The sequence below is a fragment of the Saccharothrix australiensis genome (assembly GCF_003634935.1).
Classification (GTDB): Bacteria; Actinomycetota; Actinomycetes; order Mycobacteriales; family Pseudonocardiaceae; genus Actinosynnema; species Actinosynnema australiense.
In genome coordinates, this window is sequence record NZ_RBXO01000001.1 from 7,098,141 (window position 1) to 7,121,251 (window position 23,111).

Annotated in this window: 20 protein-coding genes; 12 read left to right on the forward strand and 8 right to left on the reverse strand. The window is 73.8% G+C overall.

Annotation, left to right across the window (positions count from 1 at the left end):
• The first annotated feature begins 25 nt into the window (after positions 1-25).
• Genes C8E97_RS30170 through C8E97_RS35015 form a run of 3 tightly spaced genes read left to right on the forward strand, consistent with a single transcriptional unit; the run spans position 26 to position 2,515 of the window.
• A complete protein-coding gene (locus tag C8E97_RS30170; protein WP_147455273.1) occupies positions 26-433 on the forward strand; it encodes a hypothetical protein in 408 nt (135 codons plus the stop codon).
• A 16-nt stretch (positions 434-449) separates the two neighbouring features.
• Positions 450-1,019, forward strand: a complete 570-nt coding sequence (locus C8E97_RS30175; protein ID WP_121008969.1) for a DUF3558 domain-containing protein — start codon at positions 450-452, stop codon at positions 1,017-1,019.
• Positions 1,016-2,515, forward strand: a complete 1,500-nt coding sequence (locus C8E97_RS35015) for a hypothetical protein (protein WP_170212036.1) — start codon at positions 1,016-1,018, stop codon at positions 2,513-2,515. The genes C8E97_RS30175 and C8E97_RS35015 overlap by 4 nt, the downstream gene beginning before the upstream one ends.
• A gap of 33 nt (positions 2,516-2,548) precedes the next feature.
• On the opposite strand, the gene C8E97_RS30185 is transcribed toward C8E97_RS35015, so the two are convergent.
• Together C8E97_RS30185 and C8E97_RS30190 are read right to left on the reverse strand one after the other, a co-directional pair.
• A complete protein-coding gene (locus C8E97_RS30185; RefSeq protein ID WP_121008971.1) occupies positions 2,549-3,823 on the reverse strand; it encodes an NtaA/DmoA family FMN-dependent monooxygenase in 1,275 nt (424 codons plus the stop codon).
• The gene (locus tag C8E97_RS30190) at positions 3,823-4,884 is read right to left on the reverse strand and encodes an LLM class flavin-dependent oxidoreductase (protein ID WP_121008973.1); all 1,062 of its coding nucleotides are present in this window, start codon (positions 4,882-4,884) and stop codon (positions 3,823-3,825) included. Before C8E97_RS30190 ends, C8E97_RS30185 begins: the two co-directional genes overlap by 1 nt.
• 960 nt (positions 4,885-5,844) lie before the next feature.
• Here C8E97_RS30190 and C8E97_RS30195 point away from each other — a divergent pair.
• The 5 genes from C8E97_RS30195 (at position 5,845) to C8E97_RS30215 (ending at position 9,348) form a co-directional block, all read left to right on the forward strand.
• Positions 5,845-6,279 (forward strand): DoxX family protein, encoded by a 435-nt coding sequence (locus C8E97_RS30195; RefSeq protein WP_121008975.1) that lies wholly within the window; start codon positions 5,845-5,847, stop codon positions 6,277-6,279.
• Between the two features lie 94 nt (positions 6,280-6,373).
• Positions 6,374-6,802 (forward strand): YciI family protein, encoded by a 429-nt coding sequence (locus C8E97_RS30200; RefSeq protein WP_121008977.1) that lies wholly within the window; start codon positions 6,374-6,376, stop codon positions 6,800-6,802.
• Between the two features lie 65 nt (positions 6,803-6,867).
• A complete protein-coding gene (locus C8E97_RS30205) occupies positions 6,868-8,100 on the forward strand; it encodes an RNA polymerase sigma factor (RefSeq protein ID WP_121008979.1) in 1,233 nt (410 codons plus the stop codon).
• Between the two features lie 26 nt (positions 8,101-8,126).
• Positions 8,127-8,633, forward strand: coding sequence for a GNAT family N-acetyltransferase (locus tag C8E97_RS30210; RefSeq protein ID WP_211347159.1), 507 nt, complete (start codon positions 8,127-8,129; stop codon positions 8,631-8,633).
• Between the two features lie 163 nt (positions 8,634-8,796).
• Entirely contained in the window at positions 8,797-9,348 is a 552-nt protein-coding gene (locus C8E97_RS30215) for a DUF6328 family protein (protein WP_246019266.1), read from the forward strand.
• Here the strand turns inward: C8E97_RS30215 and C8E97_RS30220 are convergent.
• Both C8E97_RS30220 and C8E97_RS36715 read right to left on the reverse strand, forming a co-directional pair.
• A complete protein-coding gene (locus C8E97_RS30220; protein ID WP_246019267.1) occupies positions 9,271-11,952 on the reverse strand; it encodes an ATP-binding protein in 2,682 nt (893 codons plus the stop codon). The genes C8E97_RS30215 and C8E97_RS30220 overlap by 78 nt on opposite strands.
• 399 nt (positions 11,953-12,351) lie before the next feature.
• A complete protein-coding gene (locus tag C8E97_RS36715) occupies positions 12,352-13,638 on the reverse strand; it encodes an isocitrate lyase/PEP mutase family protein (RefSeq protein ID WP_211347160.1) in 1,287 nt (428 codons plus the stop codon).
• Positions 13,639-13,703: 65 nt separating this feature from the next.
• On the opposite strand from C8E97_RS36715, the gene C8E97_RS30230 reads away from it, so the two are divergent.
• Positions 13,704-14,381 carry an ArsR/SmtB family transcription factor gene (locus tag C8E97_RS30230; RefSeq protein ID WP_121008986.1) on the forward strand — a complete coding sequence of 226 codons (678 nt, stop codon included), beginning with the start codon at positions 13,704-13,706 and terminating at the stop codon, positions 14,379-14,381.
• Positions 14,382-14,553: 172 nt separating this feature from the next.
• Here the strand turns inward: C8E97_RS30230 and C8E97_RS30235 are convergent, their stop codons facing one another.
• The gene (locus C8E97_RS30235; protein WP_121008988.1) at positions 14,554-15,303 is read right to left on the reverse strand and encodes a PP2C family protein-serine/threonine phosphatase; all 750 of its coding nucleotides are present in this window, start codon (positions 15,301-15,303) and stop codon (positions 14,554-14,556) included.
• Between the two features lie 77 nt (positions 15,304-15,380).
• Positions 15,381-16,421, reverse strand: a complete 1,041-nt coding sequence (locus C8E97_RS30240) for an ROK family transcriptional regulator (RefSeq protein WP_170212037.1) — start codon at positions 16,419-16,421, stop codon at positions 15,381-15,383.
• A gap of 54 nt (positions 16,422-16,475) precedes the next feature.
• Between C8E97_RS30240 and C8E97_RS30245 the strand changes: the two genes are divergently transcribed.
• Together C8E97_RS30245 and C8E97_RS30250 are read left to right on the forward strand one after the other, a co-directional pair.
• Positions 16,476-17,504, forward strand: coding sequence for a Gfo/Idh/MocA family protein (locus C8E97_RS30245; protein WP_121012734.1), 1,029 nt, complete (start codon positions 16,476-16,478; stop codon positions 17,502-17,504).
• A complete protein-coding gene (locus tag C8E97_RS30250) occupies positions 17,501-17,959 on the forward strand; it encodes a heme-degrading domain-containing protein (protein WP_121008990.1) in 459 nt (152 codons plus the stop codon). The genes C8E97_RS30245 and C8E97_RS30250 overlap by 4 nt, the downstream gene beginning before the upstream one ends.
• 100 nt (positions 17,960-18,059) lie before the next feature.
• Here C8E97_RS30250 and C8E97_RS30255 read toward each other — a convergent pair whose 3' ends face one another.
• On the reverse strand, positions 18,060-19,169 hold the full coding sequence (locus C8E97_RS30255) for a serine hydrolase domain-containing protein (protein ID WP_121008992.1): 1,110 nt from the start codon (positions 19,167-19,169) through the stop codon (positions 18,060-18,062).
• 268 nt (positions 19,170-19,437) lie between these two features.
• On the opposite strand from C8E97_RS30255, the gene C8E97_RS30260 reads away from it, so the two are divergent.
• Complete coding sequence (locus C8E97_RS30260; protein WP_121008994.1) at positions 19,438-21,072, forward strand: glycosyl hydrolase family 18 protein; 1,635 nt, start codon at positions 19,438-19,440, stop codon at positions 21,070-21,072.
• A gap of 254 nt (positions 21,073-21,326) precedes the next feature.
• Here the strand turns inward: C8E97_RS30260 and C8E97_RS30265 are convergent, their stop codons facing one another.
• Positions 21,327-23,087 carry a M14 family zinc carboxypeptidase gene (locus tag C8E97_RS30265; protein ID WP_246019268.1) on the reverse strand — a complete coding sequence of 587 codons (1,761 nt, stop codon included), beginning with the start codon at positions 23,085-23,087 and terminating at the stop codon, positions 21,327-21,329.
• Positions 23,088-23,111: the final 24 nt, after the last annotated feature.

The window sequence follows — 23,111 nt, forward strand, 5'->3', positions numbered from 1 at the left end:
GACACCTCCTCGGAAGGAGACCAGCATGGCGGCAGGCGGGTTGGCGGGCGGCGTCAGCGGCATGTCCACCGCGGTCGAGAGGTTCCAGGCGGCCACCGCGGCCGGGTTCACCATCAGCCGGGACGGTGGCGCGGCGCTCATCGCGGCCATCGACGACATGCTCCAGGGCACCGAGGAGGCCCTGGCCGGCGCGCACTTCCTCAGCCGGCAACCACCGCTGGGCACGACGCCTGCGGCGGAGGTCTACAAGCCGTTCCTCGCGTCCATCGCCGCCGACTCGGACCAGGGCTTCATCCCCGCGGTGCTGAAGCTCCAGGACGACCTGACCCGGCTGCGCGCCAACGTGGCGGAGGCGATGGGCCTCTACTGGTCCACCGACGAGGACCGCGCGCACGGCCTGGACGCCATCGGCGGCACCACCCACAGCGCCTGACCGACCGGGAGCACCTGTGAACCCTCGACCCAGCCTGGCCCTGCTGCTGACCGCGCTGCTCGCGGTCACGGCGTGCGGCGACCCGGTGTCCGGCGCCGCCCGGCGCGCGTCCACCACGACGACCGGCGGCACACCCGGCGGGGTGACCACGAGCCCGTCCGGCGGGGTCTCCCCGAGCCCGTCGGGCGGCCCGACCGGCTCGCTGGACACCACCGACCCGTGCGCCCTGATCACCAGGGCGGAGGCCGAGCAGGCCCTCGGCCCGCTCCGCAAGGAGCCCAAGGCCGGCGAGCTGGGCGGCGCGCGGACCTGCTCGTTCGCGCCCAGGACCGCCACGTTCCTGATCGGCATCCGGACCACCGTCGGGCTGGCCGGCGTGCAGCCCGACGGCGGCGTGCTCTCCGACGTGACCATCGGCGACCGACCGGCGAAGGAGCTGCTGGGCGTGACCCGCAGCTGCGGCGTCTACCTGGGCGTCTCCGACTCCTCGCGGGTCGACGTGGTGCTCAACGCGACGAGCAGCGGCGAGGAGCCCTGCCCGCTCGCGCGGCGGATCGCCGAGCTGGTCGAACCGAGGTTGCCGTGACCGGGCGGGGAGGGCACGGGGAGGCGGGGCAGGGCGCTCCGGGCCGGCCGGCCGACGTCTACCAGCGCTACGACCTGGAGCGGCACGGCGAGAGCCGGACCGGACGGCAGCTGCGGGAGCAGGTCGAGCAGGAGCACCGGGAGCAGTACGGGCCGTTCGCGCCGTTCGTCGCCGGGCCGGGTGACGAACGGGTGGACGACCTGCTCGACCGCCAGGCGGCGCAGCTGAGGGCGGGGGTGCTGACGCGCTCCGCGCCGGCCGGCCCCGCCGTGCACTACCTCGGCATCCCGCACCAGCGGCTCTACGACGGCGTGCACCAGGGCGTCGACCCGGCCGTGGTGGGTGACATGGGCGCGCTGTGGACCGACCTGGGCAACCGGCTGGCGACGTTCCACCAGGCCATCGCGTCCGCGATCACCACCAGCGAGGCGGACTGGGAGGGCGAGGCGGGTGACCGCGCGCGGCGGTCGCTGGCGGAGCTGGGCAACCGCGCCGGCGAGACGGGTGTCTCGGCGCAGCTGGCGGGCACGCTGTTCACGCAGCAGTCGAGGGCGTTGGCGGACGCCAAGAACGCCGTCCCGCCGCCACCCGCCGAGGTGTTCGACGTGGACGCCGCGAGCGAGCGGCTGATGCGGATCACCGACCCGGTCCAGCTCGCCCGGCAGGCCGCCGCCGACCGCGCGGTGTTCGAGCAGCAGGAGCGGGACCACCGGGAAGCGGCGCGGGTGATCGAGCTGTACGACCGGACCGTGGCGCAGACGGCGGCGGCGCAGCCCGCGTTCGCGCCGGCGCCGACCGCGCCGCGCCAACCGGAGGAGCCGCCGCGCCCCACCCCGCCGCGCGCGGACGACCCGGTCGCGCCGCGCCCCGCGCCGCCGCCGGTCGTCGACGGCACCACCAAGACGTCCACGTCCCGCCCGGCCACCCGCCCTGGTCCGTCCACTGTGGACACCCAGGGCGTCGGTCCGGGCGGCGGCACGACGCAGACCAGCGGCACCGGGAGCGCGTACGCGCCGCTGCCCGCCGCGCGGACCGGTCCGGGCGCGCCCCCGCCGGGCGGGCTGCCCGGCCCGAACCGGGGCGCGCCGGTAGCCGGCCGCACCGGTGGCGGTCCGGGCGGCCGGGCGAGCGGCGGCGGGGCGGGCGGCGGCCGGGTCGGCGGCGGCGGTCTCGGCGGCACGGGCGGTCCCGGCGTCGGGCCCGGTGGCGCGGCGGCGGCCAGGGGTCTCGGCGCGGGCGGCAGGACCGGCATCGGGCCCGGCGCGGGCTCCGGTGTCGCGCCGGGCGGCACCGGCGGTCGCGGCGGTGGCGGTGGCGGACGCGGTCCGGTCGGCGCGGGGATGGCCGGGCTGGGCGGCGGCGTGCCGGGCCGGTCCCGCGACGAGGACGACATCGAGCACCAGACCCCGTCGTACCTGCTCGAACCCGACCCGGACGAGGTGTTCGGCGCGGGCGGCACGACGGCGCCGCCGGTCATCGGCGACTGGGACCGCTGAGCCGCTCACCGCCCACACCGGACTCCGCGTGGTTCACACCAGGCCCAGGTGGTGGCGCAGGGTCGGCCCGGTGTAGTCGGTCCGGTAGACCCCGCGCTCCTGGAGCAGCGGCACCACGGTGTCGGCGAACTCGTCGAACCCGCCGGGGGTCAGGTGCGGCACCAGGATGAACCCGTCGCTCGCGTCCGCCTGCACCAGCTCGTCGATGCGGCCGGCCACCGTCGCGGGCGACCCGACGAACGTCTGCCGCGCCGTCGTCTCGATGACCAATTCCCGGATCGACAGCTTCCGCGCCTCCGCCAGCTCCCGCCACTCCTTCGCCGTGGCCAGGGGATCGCGGTGCAACCGCACGCTCGCCCGCCCGCGCGCGATGGTGTGCTCGCCCACCAGCGGGTCGACCTCGGGCAGCGGCCCGTCCGGGTCGTACGCCGACAGGTCCCGGTTCCACACCTGCTCCAGCGTTCTGATCGCGGTCTGCCCGCTCACCTGCTGCCGCCGCACGTCCTGCGCCAGCTCCCGCGCCTCGGCGTCGGTGTCGCCCAGCACGAACGTGGCGGCGGGCAGCACCAGGAGCTGGTCCGGCGTGCGCCCGTACGCCGCGAGCCGGCGCTTGACGTCCCGGTAGAACGCCTGCCCCTCGGCCAGGCCCGCGTGCCGGCTGAAGATCGCGTCGGCCTTGGCGGCGGCGAACTCGCGGCCCTCGTCGGAGTCACCAGCCTGTAGGATCACCGGCCTGCCCTGCGGCGACCGTGGCAGGTCGAAGACGCCCCGGATGTCGAAGAACTCGTCGTGGTAGGCGAACGCGCCGCCGTCGCGCCAGGAGTCGAACAGCGCGGTGGCCGCGTCGAGGAACCGCTTGGCCCGCTCGTACCGCTGCGACTCCGGCAGGTAGCCGCCCCGGCGGAAGTTCTCGCCGGTGAACGCGTCCCACGAGGTCACCACGTTCCACGCCGCCCGGCCCGCCGACAGGTGGTCCAGCGAGGTGAACTGCCTGGCCACCTCGAAGGGCTCGTTGAACGTGGAGTTGATGGTGCCGGCGAGCCCGAGGTGCGTGGTGACCGCGGCGAGCCCGGCGAGCACCGTGAAGGTGTCCGGCCTGCCCACCACGTCCAGGTCGTAGATCAGCCCGTTCTGCTCCCGCAGGCGCAGGCCCTCGGCGAGGAACAGGAAGTCGAACTTCGCCCGCTCGGCGGTCCGCGCGAAGTGGGTGAACGACGAGAACTCGATGTGGCTGCCCGCCCGCGGGTCGCTCCACACGGTCGTGTTGTTCACGCCGGGGAAGTGCGCGGCGAGGTGGACCTGCTTCATCACGCGACTCCTCGGGCGTAGCGGTTGGCCGGGCGGGGCAGCCCGAGGTGGCCGCGCAGCGTGGCGGCCTCGTACGCGGTGCGGAACAGGCCGCGCCGCCGCAGCTCGGGCACCAGGTCGGCGGTGATCGCCACCAGGTCGTCCGGCAGCGCGGCGGGCCGCAGCCGGAAGCCCGACGCCCCGGCGGCGTGCCACTCGGCCAGCAGGTCGGCCAGTTCGGCGGCCGTGCCCGCGAAGACGTGCGCGTCGGAGGCGAGCCCGCCCGCGCCCGCCACGCGCCGGTGGCGCTCGGCGTCGAGGAACACCACCACGTCCGCGAAGTGGTGGAGGCCGGTCACCTCCGCGCTGGTCGACCGCACGTCGTCGGCGTCCTTCGGCGTGGTGAACACCAGGTCGGCGGACCGCCGGGCGAGGTCGTGGACGCGGGGTCCGTGCGACAGGACGGCGACCGGCGGCTGGCCCTGCGGCGGGCGCGGCGTGATGGACGGTCCCTTGACGCTGAACCGGTCCCCCACGAAGTCGATGTAGTGCAGCTTGTCGCGGTCGATGAACCGGCCGGTCGCGACGTCGCGGATCTCGGCGTCGTCCTCCCAGCTGTCCCAGAGCCGGCGCAGCACCTCGACGTAGTCGGCGGTCTCGGCGAGCACCTCGGCGTGCGCCGCGTCGTCCGGCGGCTCGGGGAACGTGCGCCGCCCGAAGTGCCGGGCGTCCTCGGCGGCGACGGACGCGCGCACCCGCACGCCCGCGCGCCCGGTGCTGACGTAGTCGAGGGTGGCGATCGCCTTGGACAGGTGGAACGGCTCGGTGAACGTCGTGACCACGCTCGGGACCAGCCCGATGTGCGTGGTGAGCGGCGCGACGCGGGACGCGACCAGCACCGAGTCGAGCCGCCCGACCGGTCCCAGCTCGTCCTCGAACGTGACGAAGTCCAGCAGCCCCCGTTCGGCCTCCCGCACCAGGTCGACCCAGTACCCCGCCGTGAACCGCGCGGGATCGGGGTCGCCCTCCGGGTGCCACCCGGTCCCCTCCAACGCCACGGCCAGGTGCAGACCTGCTCCCATGTCCCCAGCTCCCTTCGGCCTCCGATCGGATTCTGGGGCAGCGCCGGGCCGGCTCGGAGGGGCGACCACTTCTTGGGAAGGGAGGCGATTGCCTTGGGGTGGCGGGAATATTCGGCGCCCCCGGTGCGGGTCTTCGTCTGCTTGTCGTTCTGAAGCAACGGGACCACAGAAGGGAGCACGGATCGCTGCTGGGCGGAGTCGGAACCCACGGGGGATCAGCGCGGCGGATTCGTACACAGGCGGAGGGGTGGTCAAGCTGCGTAGCGTCCCCGACGACCATCCAAGACCTGCGTGGCTTCCAGGCGCGCCGAGCCCGTGGTCCCCTGGCTGTGGTCGCGTTGCTTTGGAAACTTGAAGGGCTTCAGTCCTGGAGGGTCGGCGTGTCCTGCGCCTGTGGCTCCCGGTTCGCGGCCCCCGGTTCGTGGCTTTGCGGTTCTTGGTTTGGAGCAACGGGACCACAGCAGGGTGACCACGGACTCCACGCGCCCGGAAGGCCGCCAAGTCTTGGACGGTCGTCGGGGACGCTACGCAGAACGACCACCCCGTCGCCTGGATACGAATCCGCCGTTCGGACCTCCCGTCTTCCGGCCATCAGCGACCGCGACCCGGATCGCTGCTGGGCGGAGTCGGAACCCACGGGGGATCAGCGCGGCGGATTCGTACACAGGCGGAGGGGTGGTCAAGCTGCGTAGCGTCCCCGACGACCATCCAAGACCTGCGTGGCTTCCGGGCGCGTGGAGTCCGTGGTCCCCCTGCTGTGGTTGCGTCGCGTTGAGAACCTGAAGGGCTTCAGTTTCGGAGGGTTAGGATGCCGCACGACGCCCCGGCGGCTGCCAGTGCGGCCTCGACGTGGCGCTGACCTGCGGAAACAAAAACCTTGAAAAAAGTTTGGTGCCCGTGTCGATCCACGGGTGGTCCCGATCGTCGCGTAAGCAAGACGACCGAGAAGGGACCGCAGCCATGACCCCCAGCACCGCTCCCGTCACCGCCCCCACCACCGACACCCGCTCCACCAAGGCCAACGGCCTCGTGCTCGCCGCTTTCCGGGTCGTGGTCTCCTTCCTGTTCGGCTGCCACGGGCTCCAGGGCTTCGGGATGTTCGGCGGCATCGACGGCCAGGGCACGCCGGTCCCGTTCGGGTCGTTCCCCGGCTGGTGGGGCAGCGTGCTCGAACTGGTCTGCTCGGCCCTGGTGCTGGTCGGCGTCGCGGTCCGGCCGGCCGCCCTGCTGTGCTCGGGCGCGATGGCCTACGCCTACTTCGTCGTCCACCAGCCGACCGGTCTGCTGCCGCTCCAGAACCTGGGCGAGCCGGCCGCCGTCTACTCCTGGTCGTTCCTGCTGATCGCGGTGCTCGGGCCCGGCTCGTACACGCTGGCCCGCGCGTTCCGCCGCTGAATCCCGCGCGGCGGGGGAAATCCGCCGTACCACCACCGAAGAACCCGTCCGACGGCGATGATGTGCACGTCGGCACTCCGAAAGGGACAACGAGATGCGTTTCATGGTCATCGTCAAGGCCACCAAGGACTCCGAGGCCGGCACCATGCCCAGCGACGAGGAGCTGCGCGCGATGGGCGAGTTCAACGAGGAGCTGGTGAAGGCGGGCGTGCTGCTCGCCGGCGAGGGGCTGCACCCCAGCGCGAAGGGCGCGCGGGTCTACTTCAGCGGTGACCAGCGGACCGTCGTGGACGGACCGTTCGCCGAGACCAAGGAGCTGATCGCGGGCTACTGGCTGCTGGAGCTGAAGTCGCTGGAGGAGGCCATCGAGTGGGTCAAGCGGGTGCCGAACCCCACGGGTGAGGAGTCGCAGATCGAGATCCGCCAGGTGTTCTCGCCCGAGGACTTCGCGGCGCCGCAGGACGTCCTGGACAAGGAGCAGGAGCTGCGGCAGCAGGTCGCCGCGCAGCGCGGCGAGGGCTGACACCGCGACCCTCCGCGCCACCCCGCCTTGCCGACGCGCGTCGGAAGCTGATCTGATCTCGGGTCATGACGGCTTCCGATGCGCGTCGTGCTGTCGAGGCGGTCTGGCGGATCGAGTCGGCACGGTTGATCGCGGGTCTCGCCCGACTGGTGCGCGACGTGGGCCTCGCCGAGGAACTGGCGCAGGACGCGATGGTCAGCGCCCTGGAGCAGTGGCCGGAGACCGGCATCCCCCGCAACCCCGGCGCGTGGCTGATGACCACCGCGAAGAACCGGGCCGTGGACCAGATCCGGCGCAGCCGGAACTACGAGCGCAAGCTGGCGGAGATCGGCCGCGACCAGGAGCACGACCACGCGCCCGGCGCGGGCGACTCCGTCGGCGACATCGACGACGACCTGCTGCGGCTGGTGTTCACCGCGTGCCACCCGGTGCTGTCCACCGAGGCGCAGGTGGCGCTGACCCTGCGGATGCTGGGCGGCCTGACCACGGTCGAGATCGCGCGGGCCTTCCTGGTGCCCGAGGCGACCGTGGCGCAGCGGATCGTGCGGGCGAAGAAGGCGCTGGCCAAGGCGAACGTGCCGTTCGAGGTGCCCGCCGAGGACGAGCGGGACGCGCGCCTGGCGTCCGTGCTCGGCGTCATCTACCTGATCTTCAACGAGGGCTACTCGGCCACCGCGGGCGACGACTGGATGCGCCCGGAGCTGTGCGCGGACGCCCTGCGGCTGGCCCGCGTGCTGGCCGGCCTGATGCCCCGCGAACCCGAGGTGCACGGCCTGGTCGCGTTGCTGGAGATCCAGGCGTCGCGCGCGCGGGCCAGGGTCGGGCCCGGCGGCGAGCCGGTGCTGCTGCTGGACCAGGACCGGGCCAAGTGGGACCAGCTGCTCATCCGGCGCGGGCTGGCGGCGCTGGAGAAGGCGGGCGGCGGGCCGTACTCGCTCCAGGCGCGGATCGCGGCGTGCCACGCCCGCGCCCGGACGCCCGAGGAGACCGACTGGACGCGGATCGCCGGGTACTACGAGGCGTTGGCGGTGATCGCGCCGTCACCGGTCGTGGCGCTCAACCACGCGGTGGCGATCGGGATGGCCTTCGGGCCGGCGGTGGCGCTGGAACTGGTGGACGAACTGGTGGCGGAGCCCGCCCTGAAGGACTACCACCTGCTGCCGAGCGTGCGCGGCGACCTGCTGGCCAAGCTCGGCCGGTCCGCCGAGGCCCGCGTCGAGTTCGAGCGCGCCGCCGGCATGACGCGCAACGCGCGCGAGCGGACCCTCCTGCTGGACCGCGCCGCCACCTGCGGCTGATGATCGACAGCGGGCAGAATGCGGGTGTGCCCATCGACTACCGCCCCATCGCCCCGGACGACGTGCTCGCCCTCGACGACTCGTTCACCACGGACACCGTGTTCGAAGTGGACTCGACGCCGGACGGTTTCGCCCTGCGCCCGGTGCCGGTCGACCCCCCGCTGGCGAAGGCGTTCCCGGAGGACGAGGACGAGCTGCCGCACGAGGGCTTCGTCGCGGAGGAGGGCGGTGAGGTGCGCGGGTTCGCCTCGGTGGAACTCGCGGCCTGGCACCGCAGGCTGGTCCTGCGCCAGGTGACGGTCGCGCCGGGCCACCGGGGGCGCGGCATCGGCAAGCGGTTGATCGAACTCGCGCTCGACCACGGCCGCTCGCTGGGCGCGCGCACGGCGTGGCTGGAGACGTCGAGCGTCAACGTGCCGGCGGTGCGGGTCTACCGGCGGCTGGGTTTCTCGTTGTGCGGCTTGGACACCACGCTCTACCGAAGCACACCGGCCGAGGGCGAGGTCGCGCTCTACTTCGCGAAGGAGCTGTAGCGCGCCGGGGAGGACCGGCGGGGACCGCCCGGCCGCGCCGAGCCGACCTGGCCGCGACACCGCCGTCCGGCCGAGCCAACGCCGAGCGCCGCGAGGTCACGCCACCGCGGAAGTCCGCACGCCGACCGATGTCTCCGCACCGGTGCGGGAGCACCGTGGTCCCATGACCGACGACCAGTGGAACGCCCAGGCCCGCAACGAAACTCCCGCCCAGCGCAACGACCGGAACTACGCGGAGATACTCCAGGAGATGCGGGTCGCCCAGACGGGCGTGCAACTGCTGCTGGCGTTCCTGCTGACGTTGGCGTTCACGCCCCGGTTCGGCACGCTCACCAGTTTCCAGCTCCAGGTGTACGTGCTGAGCCTGGTGCTGGGCGCGACCTCGACGGCGCTGCTGATCGCACCCGCCCCGGTGCACCGGCTGGTGTTCCACCGCCGCCTCAAGCGCGAGCTGGTGCGCACGTCCAGCCGCCTGCTGCTGGCCGGCCTGGTGCTGCTGAAGTCGGCGCTCGCGACCGCGCTGCTGCTGATCCTGGACGTCGTGCTCGGCCGGTGGCCGGCCGTGTGGATCACCGGCGGGCTGGTGGCGTGGTTCGGGTTCTGGTGGTTCGCGCTGCCGCTGTACCTGCGGTCGCGGTCACCCCGCCCGGTGCCGGACCGCCTCGCGCGCGATGTCCGTCCGCGACCTGACGCCCAGCTTCGCCAGCACGTGTGACACGTGGGTGGCCACCGTCCGGCCGGACAGGAACAGGCGCTCGCCGATCAGCCGGTTGGACAGGCCCGCCACCACCAGCTCGGTGACCTTCAGCTCCATCGGGGTCAGGCTCTCCCAGCCGTGCGTGGCCCGCCGGTGCTTGGCGTGCGGGCCGCGCCGGACGCCCAGCTCCCGCATCCGGGCCGACAGCAGCGTCAGGTCCCAGTCCGCGCCCAGGGCGGTGAACGCGTCGGCGGCGTCGCCCAGCGCCGCGCGGGCCGAGGAGCGGTCGCCCGCCGCGGCGAACGTGGTCGCGGCGGCGGCCAGCGCCTTGGCCCGCCCCAGCGGCCTGCCCGCGCGCCGCCACTCCTCGGCGGCGTGCAGCAGCCCCACCGGGTCGCCCGCCACCAGCGCGCGGCAGTAGGCGGCGGACGCGCGCCGGTGCGGCACGTCCAGCTCGTCCGCCAGCCGCTCGGCGCGTGCCACCTCCGCCGACGGGTCCTCGCCCAGGGCGACGGCCAGCCGCACGGCGTCCGGCAGCAGGTCCTCCACCGCGGCCGCGCCCTCGACCAGCACGGCCAGCGCCTCGCGCGGGCGGCCCGCCTGTTCCAGCGCCAGGCTCGCGGCCAGCGCCGCCGGTCCGACGACGTGCCCTCCCGCGCCCGCGCCCGCCGCACCCGCGCCCGCCGCGTCGAGGTGCCGCCGCGCGCCCTCCGCGTCACCCCGGTGCAGGTGGATCAGCGCGGCCACGCCGTGGTCGCAGCGCGACACCATCGGGTGCTTGAGGTCGTCGGCGAGCAGGTCGACGTCGACCAGGGCCTCGTCCCACCGGCCCGCGTCGAGCAGGAGCTGGCCGAGCGCGCTCTGCGCCTGGGCGAGCCGCACGGTGTTCCCGGCCTCGTCGGCGGCGTGCCGCACGGCGCCCGCGACGGCGACGGCCTCCTCGCCCCGGTCCAGCTCGCCCAGCGCGACGGCCTGGTTGACCTGGAGCAGCAGCCGCAGGTCGGCGTTGGCCGGGTCGCCCATCGACACCGCCAGCGCGCGCTCGAACAGCGGCAGGGCGTCGGCGGTCCGGCCGCGCACCATCGCGACGATCGCGCGGACGTGCAGCGCCCAGCTCGTGGCCCAGCGGTCGCCGATGGCCAGCGCCGCGTCGGCGAGCCGCTCGGCGGCGTCCGGGTCGCCGACGTCCCAGTGCGCGCGGGCGGCGAGCACCAGCAGCCGGGCGCGCTCGCCCTCGGTGAGGCCGGGCGCGGCCAGCGCGCGGTCGACCTCGGCGGGCGTCTCGGCGGAGCGGCCGGTCATGGACCTGCACTGGGCGAGGGTCCAGTGCAGGTCCACGAGGGTGCCGTGCTCCAGCCCGGCGAGGGCGACCGCTTCCGCGCCGTGGTGGTCGCCGAGCCGGAACCGGGCTTCGGCGAGGTGCGCGAGCAGCACGCCGCGCCGGTCGCCCGCGCTCGGCGTGACGACGACGCGGCTCAGCAGCTCGACGGCGGCCTCGGGCGCGTGGGCGACGAGCGTCGCGCCGTGCTCGTCCAGCCACCGCGCCACCCAGTCGGGCACGTGGTCGCCCGCGGCCAGCAGTTGGCGGGTGACGCGGTCGACGGCCGCGCCGCTGTCGGCGAGCGCCCGCGCGGCCTCGCCGTGCCACGCGGCGCGGGCGGAACCGGGCACCTCGTCGTACAGGGCGGCGCGGACCAGCGGGTGGCGGAAGCTCAGCCCGGTCGGACTGTCCTCCAGCACGCCCGCGACGGTCGCGTCCCGCACCGCGGGCAGCAGGTCGACCACCCGCCTGCCCAGCACGGCGGCCAGGTCGGCGACCGGGAACTTCACGCCGAGCAGGGCGGCGGCGACGAGCACGCGGCGCACGTCGTGGCCGAGGAAGCCGATCCGGTCGGCGATGGCGGCGGGCAGCGACGGGGGCAGATCGGACCGGGTGAGCCGGGCGGTGCCGGTGGCGTCGACGTCGATGGCGTTGCCCCGCACCAGGGCCGCCACGAGTTCGACCAGGTACAGGGGGTTGCCGCCGGCGTCCGCGGCGAGCGCGGCCAGCGCAGGGTCCGGTGCGCCGCCGGCGAGCGCGCCGACGAGTTCGACCACGGCGGGGTCGGGCAGCGCGGGCACGGTGAGGCGTTCGACGCCGGCGCGCAGGGCCGCGAGGTCGTCCCGGCGCGGCACCGGCCGCAGCACGCCCACGAGCAGCAGCGGCAGTTGCGGCACGAGCCGGGCGAGCCGCTTCCACACCGCGACGGTGGCGGTGTCGGCCCAGTGCAGGTCGTCCAGCACCAGGACCACGGGCCCGACGGCGCACAGGTCGTCGACGCGGGCGAGCAGGCGTTCGGCGGTGGCCGTCGCGCCGGGGTCGGAGCGGGCCGTGGACAGCGCGTCGAGCAGCGGCAGCAGCGGCAGCGACCGGCCGAGTTCGTCGCCGGCGGCCTTGCACACCCGGAACCCGCGCGCGGCGGCGACCTCGCACAGGGCCTTGACCAGGGCGGTCTTGCCGATGCCCGGCTCGCCCTCGACCACCAGCGCCGTGCCCCGCCCCTCGGCCAAGGCGTCCACCCGGTCCAGGAGGCGGGTCAGCTCACGCTCGCGGCCAACGAGGCGCAGGGTGACGGCGCGCACACCGAAAGAATACAAGGAGAACGACAGGTTAACAAGAAGTTTCACGATTGAGAACAGCACGCACGTTCGCGGCGTTCTCCGGTTGTTCACCGGAATCACTTCCGCGTTTCACCCGCCACTGCCACGGTAGCCGCGGCGCCGAATTGCCGTGAATCGTCTCCGATCTCCCGTGACTGGAGTGCACATGCGAATCGGACGAGTGCTCATCGCCGTCGTGCTGGTGGCCTTCTTCACCACCGCGGCACAGGTCGCGTCCGCCCCGTTCGGCGGAATGCCCTACAACTGACCGGCCAAGCCGCCCTTTTTTCCGATGTGGTGCCCCCGGTGTGAATTCGTCTCCGCCGAGCGGCCCGCTGCCGGGGACGCGACGCACGTCGCCTCCCCGGCATCCACCGGGCGTCACAGGTCCGCCAGCGCCCGCACCTCGTCGTAGCCCGGCACCTCGCCGACCGGCTCGCCGTCGCGCACCGCCCGAGCGGTCGCGACGGTCGCCCGCACGGCGGCCCGGAACAGCAGCGAACCGGTGCTGATCCGCCGGACGCCGAGCGCCGCCAGCGCCCGGACGTCGCGCTGCGCCAGCACGTTCACCGGCACGGGCACGGCCTCGACCACCTCGGCGATGTCGCGGTCCGCCGCCAGGCCGGGCACGAAGACGCCGTCCGCGCCCGCGTCGACGTACCGCAGGGCGCGCTCGACGGTGCTCTCCCGGTCCACGCGCAGCCAGTGCGTGTCGACGCGGGCGTTGAGGAACAGGTGCGGCGCGGCGTCCTTGAACGCCCGCAACAGGTCCGCCTGCTCCGCCGGGTCGGCCAGCCCGTCCCCCCGCCCGTCCTCGATGTTCACGCCCGCCACGCCGAGGTCCGCCAGTTCCGCCGCCAGGCCGCGCACGTCGCCGAACCCGGCCTCCACGTCCACCGTCACCGGCACCGGCAGCCGGACCAGCCGCCGCGCCAGCGCGAGGGTCTCCGCGCGCGCGACGCCCGCCGCGTCGGGCAGCCCGGCCGCCGCCGCCACGCCGAGGCTGGTCGTGCCGATCGCCGGGAAACCGGCCCGCACCAGCGCGGCGGCGGACGCGTGGTCCCAGGCGTTGGGCAGCACCAGCGGTTCCGGGCCGGCGTGCAGGCGGTGGAACGTGCCCTCCGCCAACGCCGCCGCGTGCGCGCGGCCGGGGCACTCGTGCCGCCCCGCCCCGAACGGCGCGTCGGCCAGGGACACCTCGACCACCGTGCCGTCCGGCGCGACCCGGCGGGTGGCGGGCACCGGCGGCACGCGGCCGGCGACCATCGCGTCGGTCGCGGCGCTCGCCTGCACGAGCAGGCCGATCCGGGCGGCCGTCGCCTCGTCCCACGCGCCACCGCACGCCGCCACCAGCCGCGCCACGGCGGCGTCCGCCTCCGGGGTGGCGGTGGTGTGCGGCTGGTAGCAGCGGGCGACCACCGACACGTCGGCCACGACCGCGCGCGGCAGCCCCAGGCCGGCGGCCAGCTTCGCCACCGCGTTGCCCGGACGGCGGAGCGCGGCGAGGTCCACTGTGGACAGGTGGGAGACCGCCAGCGCGCGTCGGCGCTCGTGGTCCGCGCCCTCGCTGAACCGCGCCACGTGGGCGCGCAGCCACGCCACGCCCCGTGTCGCGTGGGGCACGGCGGGAACGGTGTACGTCGGGTCGAGCAGCACGTCGTGATTCACGCCCCGGACGCTAAGCGCCGCACGCTTCGGCGACCGCCGAAGCGTGGGCGGCGCACAATGGCCGCATGGCCGCCGAGCAACTAGCCGACCTCGCCGCCCTGCTGGCCGACCGCACGCGCGCCCGGTTCTGCCTGGCGCTGCTGGACGGCCGCGCGTGGACCTCCACCGAGCTGGCCAGGGCCGCGCGGGTCTCGCCGTCCACCGCGAGCGAGCACCTGACCCGCCTGGTCGCGGGCGGCCTGCTGGCCGAGCACCGGCAGGGCCGCCACCGCTACCTGCGGCTGGCCGGTCCGCGCGAGGCCGAGCTGGTGGAGCACCTGCTGGGTTACGTCGGTCCCGCCGCCCCGGAGCGCACGCTGCGGGCCACCACCGCGTCCGCCGCCCTGGCGCGGGGCCGGACCTGCTACGACCACCTGGCCGGACGCCTCGGCGTGGCGATCACCGACGCCATGACCGCGCGGGGCCTGCTCGAACCGGACGCCCTCGCGGTCACCGACCGGGGCCGGGCGTGGCTGACCGGCACGCTGCACGCCGACTTCAGCACCACCCGCCGCCCGCTCGCCCGCGCGTGCCTGGACTGGACCGAACGCCGCCCGCACCTGGCGGGCGCGGCCGGCGCGCACGTCTGCGCCCACTTCCGCGCGCGGGGCTGGCTGCGCGGGGTCGGCACGGGCCGCGCGGTCGCCCTCACACCCGCCGGGGTGGGCGCGCTGGACGACCTGCTGGGCATCCCGGCGCCCTGACCACCGCCGCACCGCCCTGACCAACCGCAGCGCCCCTGACCAACCGCCGCCGGGGCGGCACCGTCCCGATCAGCGCCGTCCCGATCGGCGGCGTCCCGATCGGCGGCGTCCCGATCGGCGGCGTCCCGATCAGCGCCGTACCGATCAGCGGCGTCGGATCAGCGGCGTCGGATCAGCGCTGGAGCCACTGCGGCAGCCACGACGAGTTGCCGGCGGGCACCACGTCCACGACCACGCACGTGATGTTGTCCGGCCCGCCCCGCGCGTTGGCCGCCGCGATCAGCGCCCGCACCGTCCGGTCGCCGTCCGGGTCCGCGGTGAGCAGTTCGGCGATCTCCGCCGCGCTGACCACGTCGGACAGCCCGTCCGAGCACAGCAGGTACCGGTCGCCCACCTCGACGTCCTGGTAGAACAGGTCGGCGTCGTGCGCGCTGCCCGCCTGGAGCGCCCGCATCAGCATGGACCGGCCGGGGTGCTCGGCGGCCTGCTCGGCGGCCATCCGGCCGTCGTCCACCAGCGCCTGCACCATCGTGTGGTCACGGGTGACCTGGGTCAGCTCGCCGTCGCGCACCAGGTAGCAGCGCGAGTCGCCGATGTGCCCGACGGCGAACCGCTCGCCGTCCCAGAGCAGCGCGGTGAGCGTGGTGCCCATGCCGCGCATGTCGAAGTTCTCCTCGGCCAGGTCGGTCAGCCGGACGGCGATCTCCCTGGTCGCGCCGGCCAGCACGGACAGCGGGTCGCCCGCGTCCACGTCCAGCTCGGCCAGCACCGACACCGCGATGGAGCTGGCCACCTCCCCGTACGCGTGACCGCCCATGCCGTCGGCGACGGCGTACAGGCGCTCGCTGAAGTACACCGAGTCCTCGTTCGCCTCACGGCGCAGGCCGGGGTCCGTCCCGACGGCGTGGCGGAGCGCATACATGCCGGATAGTGAATCACCCGCACGGGTGCCGGCGAGCAGGGCTGTCCAAATCGGCTGGCGGAGCCGCCCCGGATCGGCTACCGGGGACGCCCGTAGAACTCGCTCAGGACCAGCATCGCGGCCCCCGCCGCGACCACGTCGTCGGCCAGCGGGGTGATGCCGACGTCGACCGGCAGCCACGCCGCGGTGGGCAGCTTCCCGCGCACGCCTGCCAGGTAGGCGTCGGGCGCGGCGAGCACCGCGCGACCGGCCAGCACCACGTGGTCGACGTCGAGCAGCTGCACCAGGTCGGACACCGCCGTGCCCACGATGGACGTCGCCAGGGCCAGGTCGCCCGCCCGCGCGGCGGCGTTGTGCACGGCCTCCACGCAGCCCGTCCGGCCGCACACGCAGCGCGGGCCGTCGAGCTGGATGGTGGTGTGCCCGAACTCGCCCGCGTTGGTCCGCGCGCCCCGGTGCACCTGGCCGTCGAGCAGCAGGCCGACGCCCAGCCCGGTGCCGACGAGCACCAGCACGGCGTCGCGCAGCTCCTCGCCGCGCCGCCACGCCTCGGCGACGATGGCCGCGTTCGTGTCCTTGTCGACCACCACGGGCAGGCCCAGCCGCTGCTCGGCCAGCTCGCGCAGCGGCACGTCGTGCCACTTCGCCAGCGCGGTCGCGTCGTGCACCACGCCGGTCCGGTGGTCGAGCGGCCCGACGAACCCGATGCCGACGCCGAGCAGCCGGTCGTTGCGCAGCCGGTCCACGAGCCGGGTCAGCTCGACGACGAACGCACCGGGGTCGAAGTCGGCGGGCAGCGGCGCGACGGCGCGGTCCAGCACGTCGCCCGCGAGGTCGGTGAGCACGACGCGCAGCTCGTCCCGCTCGACCTGCGCGCCGAGCGCGAGGCGGCTGTCGGCGACGAGCTTGAGCAGCGTGCGGGGCTTGCCGACGCCGACGTTGCGGGTGCCGCACTCGACCAGCAGGCCGTCGGCGATCAGCCGCGCGACGACCTTGGACACCGCCTGCGGCGTCAACCCGCTGCCCTCCGCGAGGTCGACCCTCGTGACAGCGCCGGACCTGGCCAGCCCGAGCACCACGGCGTCGTTGTATCCGCGCAGGAAGCGCAAGTTCGGCACGTGCGCATGATGGCACGACTGGTCATTACTAAACGCCGTCGCTTTAATGCTGGCATGGCCCTCCGCACCGGACCGCTCCGCACCGGCCTCCTCGGTTACGGCATGGCCGGCCGCGTCTTCCACGCCCCGCTGATCACGGCCACGCCCGGCCTGGCGCTCTCGGCGGTCGTCACCAGGGCGCACCGCGACGAGGTGCGCGCCGCGCACCCCTCGGCGGCCGTCGTGGACCACGTCGAGGAGCTGTTCGGACTGGAACTGGACCTGCTCGTGGTGGCCTCCCCGAACCGGACCCACGTGCCGCTCGCGCTGGCCGCCATCGAGGCGGGCATCCCCGTCGTGGTGGACAAGCCGCTCGCCGCGACGTCCGCCGACGCCCGCCGCGTGCTCAAGGCCGCCGAGTACCGCGGCGTGCCGCTGACGGTCTTCCAGAACCGGCGGTGGGACAGCGACTTCCTGACCGTGCGGTCCCTGCTGGCCGACGGCGCGCTCGGCCGCGTGACCAGGTTCGAGTCGCGGTTCGAGCGCTGGGTGCCGGAGGTGCCGGACGGCTGGCGGGAACGCCCGGAGCCGGACGAGGCGGGCGGTGTCTGGTACGACCTGGGCGCCCACCTGGTCGACCAGGCGCTCCAGCTCTTCGGACCGGTGCGGACCGTCTACGCGGAACTGGACGAGCGCCGGCCCGGCGCGCTGGTGGACGACGACGCCTTCGTGGCGTTGACGCACGTCGACGGCGTCCGGTCGCACCTGTGGGCGTCCGCGACGGCGGCGCACCGCGGGCCGCGCCTGCGGGTGCTCGGGTCGCGCGCCGCCTACGTCAGCGAAGGCGTGGACGGCCAGGAGGGGGCGCTCGCCGCCGGCCTGCCGTTCGAGGGGCTGTCGACGCCGGGCGCGCTCGGGGTCGGCGGGGACGTGGTGCCGGTGCCGGGCGTCCCCGGCGCCTACTCGGCGTTCTACCGGCTGCTCGTGGCAGCATTGACCACCGGTGGCCCCATGCCCGTCGACCCGGAATCGGCGGTGCCGGTGCTGGAGGTGATCGAGGCGGCGTCCCAGTCCGCCCGGACCGGACAGGTGGTGGCGGTGTGAGTCTGCTGGAGGCGCTGGCCGAGCAGGAGGCCCGGTTGGTGTTCACGTCCTTCACCAACGAGGACGCGCTGGCGCTCGGCGCGTTCCTGCTCGACGCGGCGCGCGCGCAGGGGTTGCCGCTGGTCGTGTCCGTGCGGCGGAACGGGCAGCGGCTGTTCCACGCGGCCCTGCCCGGCACGTCGGCGGACAACGACGAGTGGATCGAGCGCAAGAGCCGGGTGGTGGACCGCTACGGGCAGAGTTCGTTCCGGGTCGGCGAGCGGTTCCGGGCGCGCGGGCAGACGTTCGAGGCGGACTCCCGGCTGGACCCGGGGGCGTACGCGGCGCACGGCGGCGTCTTCCCGGTGACCGTCGCGGGCGTCGGCGTGGTCGGCACGGTCGGGGTGTCGGGCCTGCCGCAGGCCGAGGACCACGCGTTCGTCGTGGCGCAGCTGGAGGCGTTCCTCGCGCGGTGAGGGGGCTCCCCGCGGCTCGGGGAACCCCCTCGGGACCATCACGGCCCACACGGCTCGGCCACGCCCTGGATCAGCGCGCCGGCCCCGCGGGGCGGTCGGCTCAGCAGAACACCTCGGTCAGCAGCTGCTCCGGCCCCGGACCGCCGCCCGGCGTCGGCGCGGAGGTGAACGAGCCCTCCAGGCGGACGCCGGTGTCCTTCGTGCTCAACATGATGCTGCTGTAGCCGGGGATGCCGCCGCCGTGACCGTGCACGGTCACGCCGCACGGCAGTTCGAGCGCCTCGAAGCCCAGCCCGTACCCGCCGGTGAACGGCAGGGTCTTCGTCAGCTCGGCCTGCTGCGCGGGCGCGAGCAGCCGACCGTCGAGCAGGGCGTCCACGAACCGGTCCAGGTCGGCGGTCGTGGAGATCATCTCGCCCGCCGCGCCGGCGACCGACGGGTTGAGCCGGGTGACGTCCACGGTCCTGCCGTCCACGCTGTAGTAGCCGTGGGCGTGCGGGCCGGGGATGTCGACCCGGTCACCGGGCACGACCGTCGAGCGCAGCCCCAGCGGGCGCAGGACGCGCTGCTCGACCGCCTCGTCGTAGGGCTTCCCGGTGACCTTCTCGACCAGCAGGCCGGCCACGATGTAGTTGGTGTTGGAGTAGTTCCAGTCCGTGCCGGGGGTGAAGTCCAGCGGCTTGGCGGTGGCGATCGCCACCAGCTCCTCCGGTTCCCAGTGCTTGAACCGGATGCGCTCGAACCCGGCCGGGTCCAGCGGCAGGTCCGACGTGTAGTTGTAGAGCCCGCTGGTGTGCTGGAGGAGCATCCGCACGGTGATCTCGCCACCGCGCGGGAGCAGGCCCGGCAGGTGCCGCGACACCGGGTCGTCCAGCCCGACCTTCCCCTCGCCCACCAGTTGCAGCACCACGGTGGACACGAACGTCTTGGTGATGCTGCCGACCCGGAAGCGGCCGTCGGTGGGCACCGGCTTGGTGGTGCCCACCTCCGCGACACCGCTGCGCATCGTGAACTGCCGGCGCCCGTCGGTGATCCGGACCTGCGCGCCGGCCACGCCTCCCCGGCCGGTCATCGTGTCCAGCACCCGCTGGACGGCCTCGCGGTCGATCCGGCCGCCCGCGGCCTCCGCCGGCTCCGCGACGGCCGTGCCGCCGAGCCCCAGCGCCGCCAGCCCCACGACGGCGGCTAAGGCGATTCCCCTCTTGCGCATCAACGTTCCCTCCCTGTCACACGGTCCCCGTCGAACGTCCGGGAGTCCGAGTCTGGCCGTTCGGCGGACCGCGCACGACCGCCCCCGGTCTGATCACGCGCACGACTTCGGACGGACGCGTCCCCCTCGGGGAACCCTGACTGGAAGCGCTCCCAGGCCGCCGGCGGCTAGTCCGTTCGAGTGACGCAGTGGTCTAGACCTTGACCGTCAAGTGGTCTGAACCACATGTTCTTCTCAACCCTGCACTCCTTCCCTGACGAGGAGCACGATGTCGAAGATCCGATGGCATCTCACAGCCCTGTTCGTGGCGGTCGCCACAATGGTCCTCGGTCTGGTCCTGGTGCCCGCCGCGAGCGGCGCGGGCGGCCTGTCGGCCACCTTCACCAAGGGCTCCGACTGGGGCGCCGGTTACGAGGGCAAGTACACGATCCGCAACGCCTCGTCCGCCGCCATCTCCAGCTGGACCGTCGAGTTCGACCTGCCCGCCAACCACAAGATCGCTTCCCTGTGGGACGGCAGCTACACGACCAGCGGCCAGCACGTCACGGTGAAGAACACCTGGAACGGCAACCTGGGCGCGGGCGCCTCGCTGAGCTTCGGCTTCAACGTCGCGTACTCCGGCGCGTACTCCGGCCCGGCGAACTGCAAGCTGAACGGCGAGTCCTGTGAGGCCGGCAGCACGCCCACCAGCTCGACGTCGTCCACCACGACGACCACGACGACGACCACGTCGTCCTCCTCGTCGTCGACCACCACGACCACCACTACCACCACGAACCCGCCGAGCGGCTACAAGAACCTCGGCTACTTCGTGCAGTGGGGCGTCTACGGTCGCAACTACCACGTCAAGAACATCCACACCTCCGGTTCCGCCGCCAAGCTCACGCACATCAACTACGCGTTCGGCAACGTGACCGGCGGCCGGTGCACCGCGAACGACGACACCTACGCCGACTACGACAAGTTCTACGGCGCGGACACCAGCGTCGACGGCACGTCGGACTCGTGGGACGCGGGCGCGCTGCGCGGCAACTTCAACCAGCTGCGCAAGCTGAAGAAGATGTACCCGCACATCAAGGTGCTGTGGTCGTTCGGCGGCTGGACCTGGTCCGGCGGCTTCGGCCAGGCGGCGCAGAACCCGGCCGCGTTCGCCGAGTCCTGCTACAAGCTGGTCGAGGACCCGCGCTGGGCGGACGTGTTCGACGGCATCGACATCGACTGGGAGTACCCCAACGCCTGCGGCCTGACCTGCGACAGCAGCGGCCCGGACGCGTTCCGGAACCTGATGCAGGCCCTGGACACCCGGTTCGGCCCGAGCAACCTCGTCACCGCGGCCATCACCGCCGACGGCAGCAAGGGCGGCAAGCTCGACCTCGCCGACTACGGCGGCGCGTCGAAGTACCTCGACTGGTACAACGTCATGACCTACGACTTCTTCGGCGCGTGGGACGCCAAGGGCCCGACCGCCCCGCACTCCCCGCTGACCGGCGAGGGCCTGCCCAAGGAGGGCTTCAACACCGCCGCCGCCATCCAGAAGTTGAAGGACAAGGGCGTTCCGGCCTCCAAGCTGCTGGTGGGCATCGGCTTCTACGGCCGCGGCTGGACCGGCGTCACCCAGTCCACGCCGGGCGGCTCGGCGACCGACGGCGCGCCGGGCACGTACGAGAAGGGCATCGAGGACTACAAGGTCCTGAAGACCAAGTGCCCGGCCACCGGCACCACCAACGGCACCGCGTACGCCTTCTGCGGCAACCAGTGGTGGAGCTACGACACCCCGGCCACCATCGGCGGCAAGATGAAGTGGACCAAGGACAACAACCTCGGCGGCGCGTTCTTCTGGTCGCTCGACGGTGACACGACCAACGGCGAACTCGTCACCGCGATGGGCAACGGCCTGAAGTAGGGCCGCGGCAGGACCGAACACGACCCGGAGCGCGCGCTCCACACCGAAGGGCCCCTGCGGGCGTCTCCCCCGCAGGGGCCCTTCCCCATGTCGCTGACCGCTCCTGCGGCATGCCGGTGGATGCGTGCCGCGGCTCGGTGCACCCCGGATGTGCAACGGCCCCGTGGACATCCCGTCCACGGGGCCGCGTTTCGGCTTCACCGCGTTTCAGCTTCACCGCGTTTCGGCTCCACCGCGTCGAGCCGGGCACCGCGCTACAGCGTGAGGCTCCAGCTGTCGATGTAGCCGCTGTCCGCCGAGAACACGTCCTGGGCCCTCAACTGCCACGCGCCGTTGCGCGGCTCGCTGGACACGTCCACCGTGTAGGTGGCGTCGATGTCGTCCGCCGAGTCGTTGCTCGACGACTTCAGCCGGTAGACCGAACCGTCGGGCGCGACCAGGTCGAGCGCCAGGTCACCCCGGTAGGTGTGCTTCACGTGCACCTCGACCACCGTGGCCGGCGCGGCGTTGCCCGAGCAGCCCGACACGGTGATGGTGCTGCTGACCGCCGCGCCGCCGTCCGGGATGGCCACGTCGCCGTCGTTGGTGGCCTTCGGGCACGGCAGGGGCTGGTTCGCGCCGCCGTACGGGTTCGACGCCTTCTTGGCCGAGTACAGCAGCATCGACTTGACCTTCGGCCAGAACGTCGAGGACTGGCACGAGTACGCCGGGAGGAACCCGCTGCACGCGCCCGAGCCCGGACCGATCTCCCACACGTACGAGGCCACGCCCAGGTCGTCGTAGACCCAGTCGTCGGTCGCGCCCGCCGCGTTGTACAGCACCTCGCCGGGCTGCCCGTACTGCCAACCGCCCGCCAGCCGCGCCATCTCCCGCGCCATCTCGCGCAGCGGCGCGTCGTTGCCGGTCTTGTACTGCGTCGTCCAGCCCCACGGGAACAGCACCAGGTTCGAGTAGCTGTGCATGGAGACCACGAGACCGGTCGTGTCGTCGGGCGCGGCGTCGGTCACGCCGGTGCCGCGGCGGTCCTTGTAGAGGTTGCGCCACAACGCCTGGAGCGCGCGGGTCTCGACCTCGGAGTTGGCCGACGGGCCCTTGTAGGTCTGGTCGCAGGGGTTGGCCGACGTGCCGTCGCCGCCCCAGTGCGAGTCGGTGTTGCGGTTCAGGTCGATGCCGACGTGCGACGCCGACGTGCCCGAGCAGCCGGACCCGTTGGTGGTGTTGGCGTTCTTGCGCTGGTAGCGCGGCGAGTTGCCGCCCTGCTGCACGATGTTCACGCCGTCCGGGTTCGCGATCGGCACCACCCACACCTCGGTGGTGTCGAGCAGCGCCGTCACCTCGGCGTCGGTGCCGTAGCCCTGGGTCAGGTGGTCGATCCAGCGGTACGCCACGTCGCCCGTGGTGATCTCGCGCGCGTGCAGCTGGCCCATCACGAAGAACCGCGGCTTCGGCGCGGACGTGCTCAGCGCGCAGTCGCCGGCGTTCTTCTTCGTGATGCAGATGGCCCGCAGGTCGTACCCGCCCGCGCCCTGCGTCTTCTTCCACGAGTCGCCGTAGTCGACGACCGTGGCCAGGTTCGCGTGCTGGGAGGCCACCGCGTCCAGGTGCGCGTACTGGGCGTTGACCGTGCGGTAGCCGCCGTAGTAGGTCTCCTCCAGCGCCGCGGCGTCGACGGACTGCGACTTGCGCGCCGGCGGCTCCCACTGCGGCGCGGGCAGCACCTCGTCGATGACGGCGGTGAACCCGTCGGCCTTGAGCTTCGCGCCGGTGTCAGCGTCGCCGAGGACGAACAGGTGGTCGCCCTCCCGCTGCTCCAGCACGTCGAAGCCGCGCTTGAGCAGGTCCTGCGCGGTATCGCCGAGCGGCGCGCGCACCTTGTAGACGTAGGTCGGGCCGGCTTGCGCGACGGCGGCCCCGGGTGCGGGGCCGGCGCTGCCGGGTGCGCCGCCGCTGATCACGGCGGCGGCCGTGGCACCGGCGATGGCCAGCGTCACGAGTGAACGTCTGGTCGACTTCACGGTCGGTTCCTCCTAGGCAGGGAT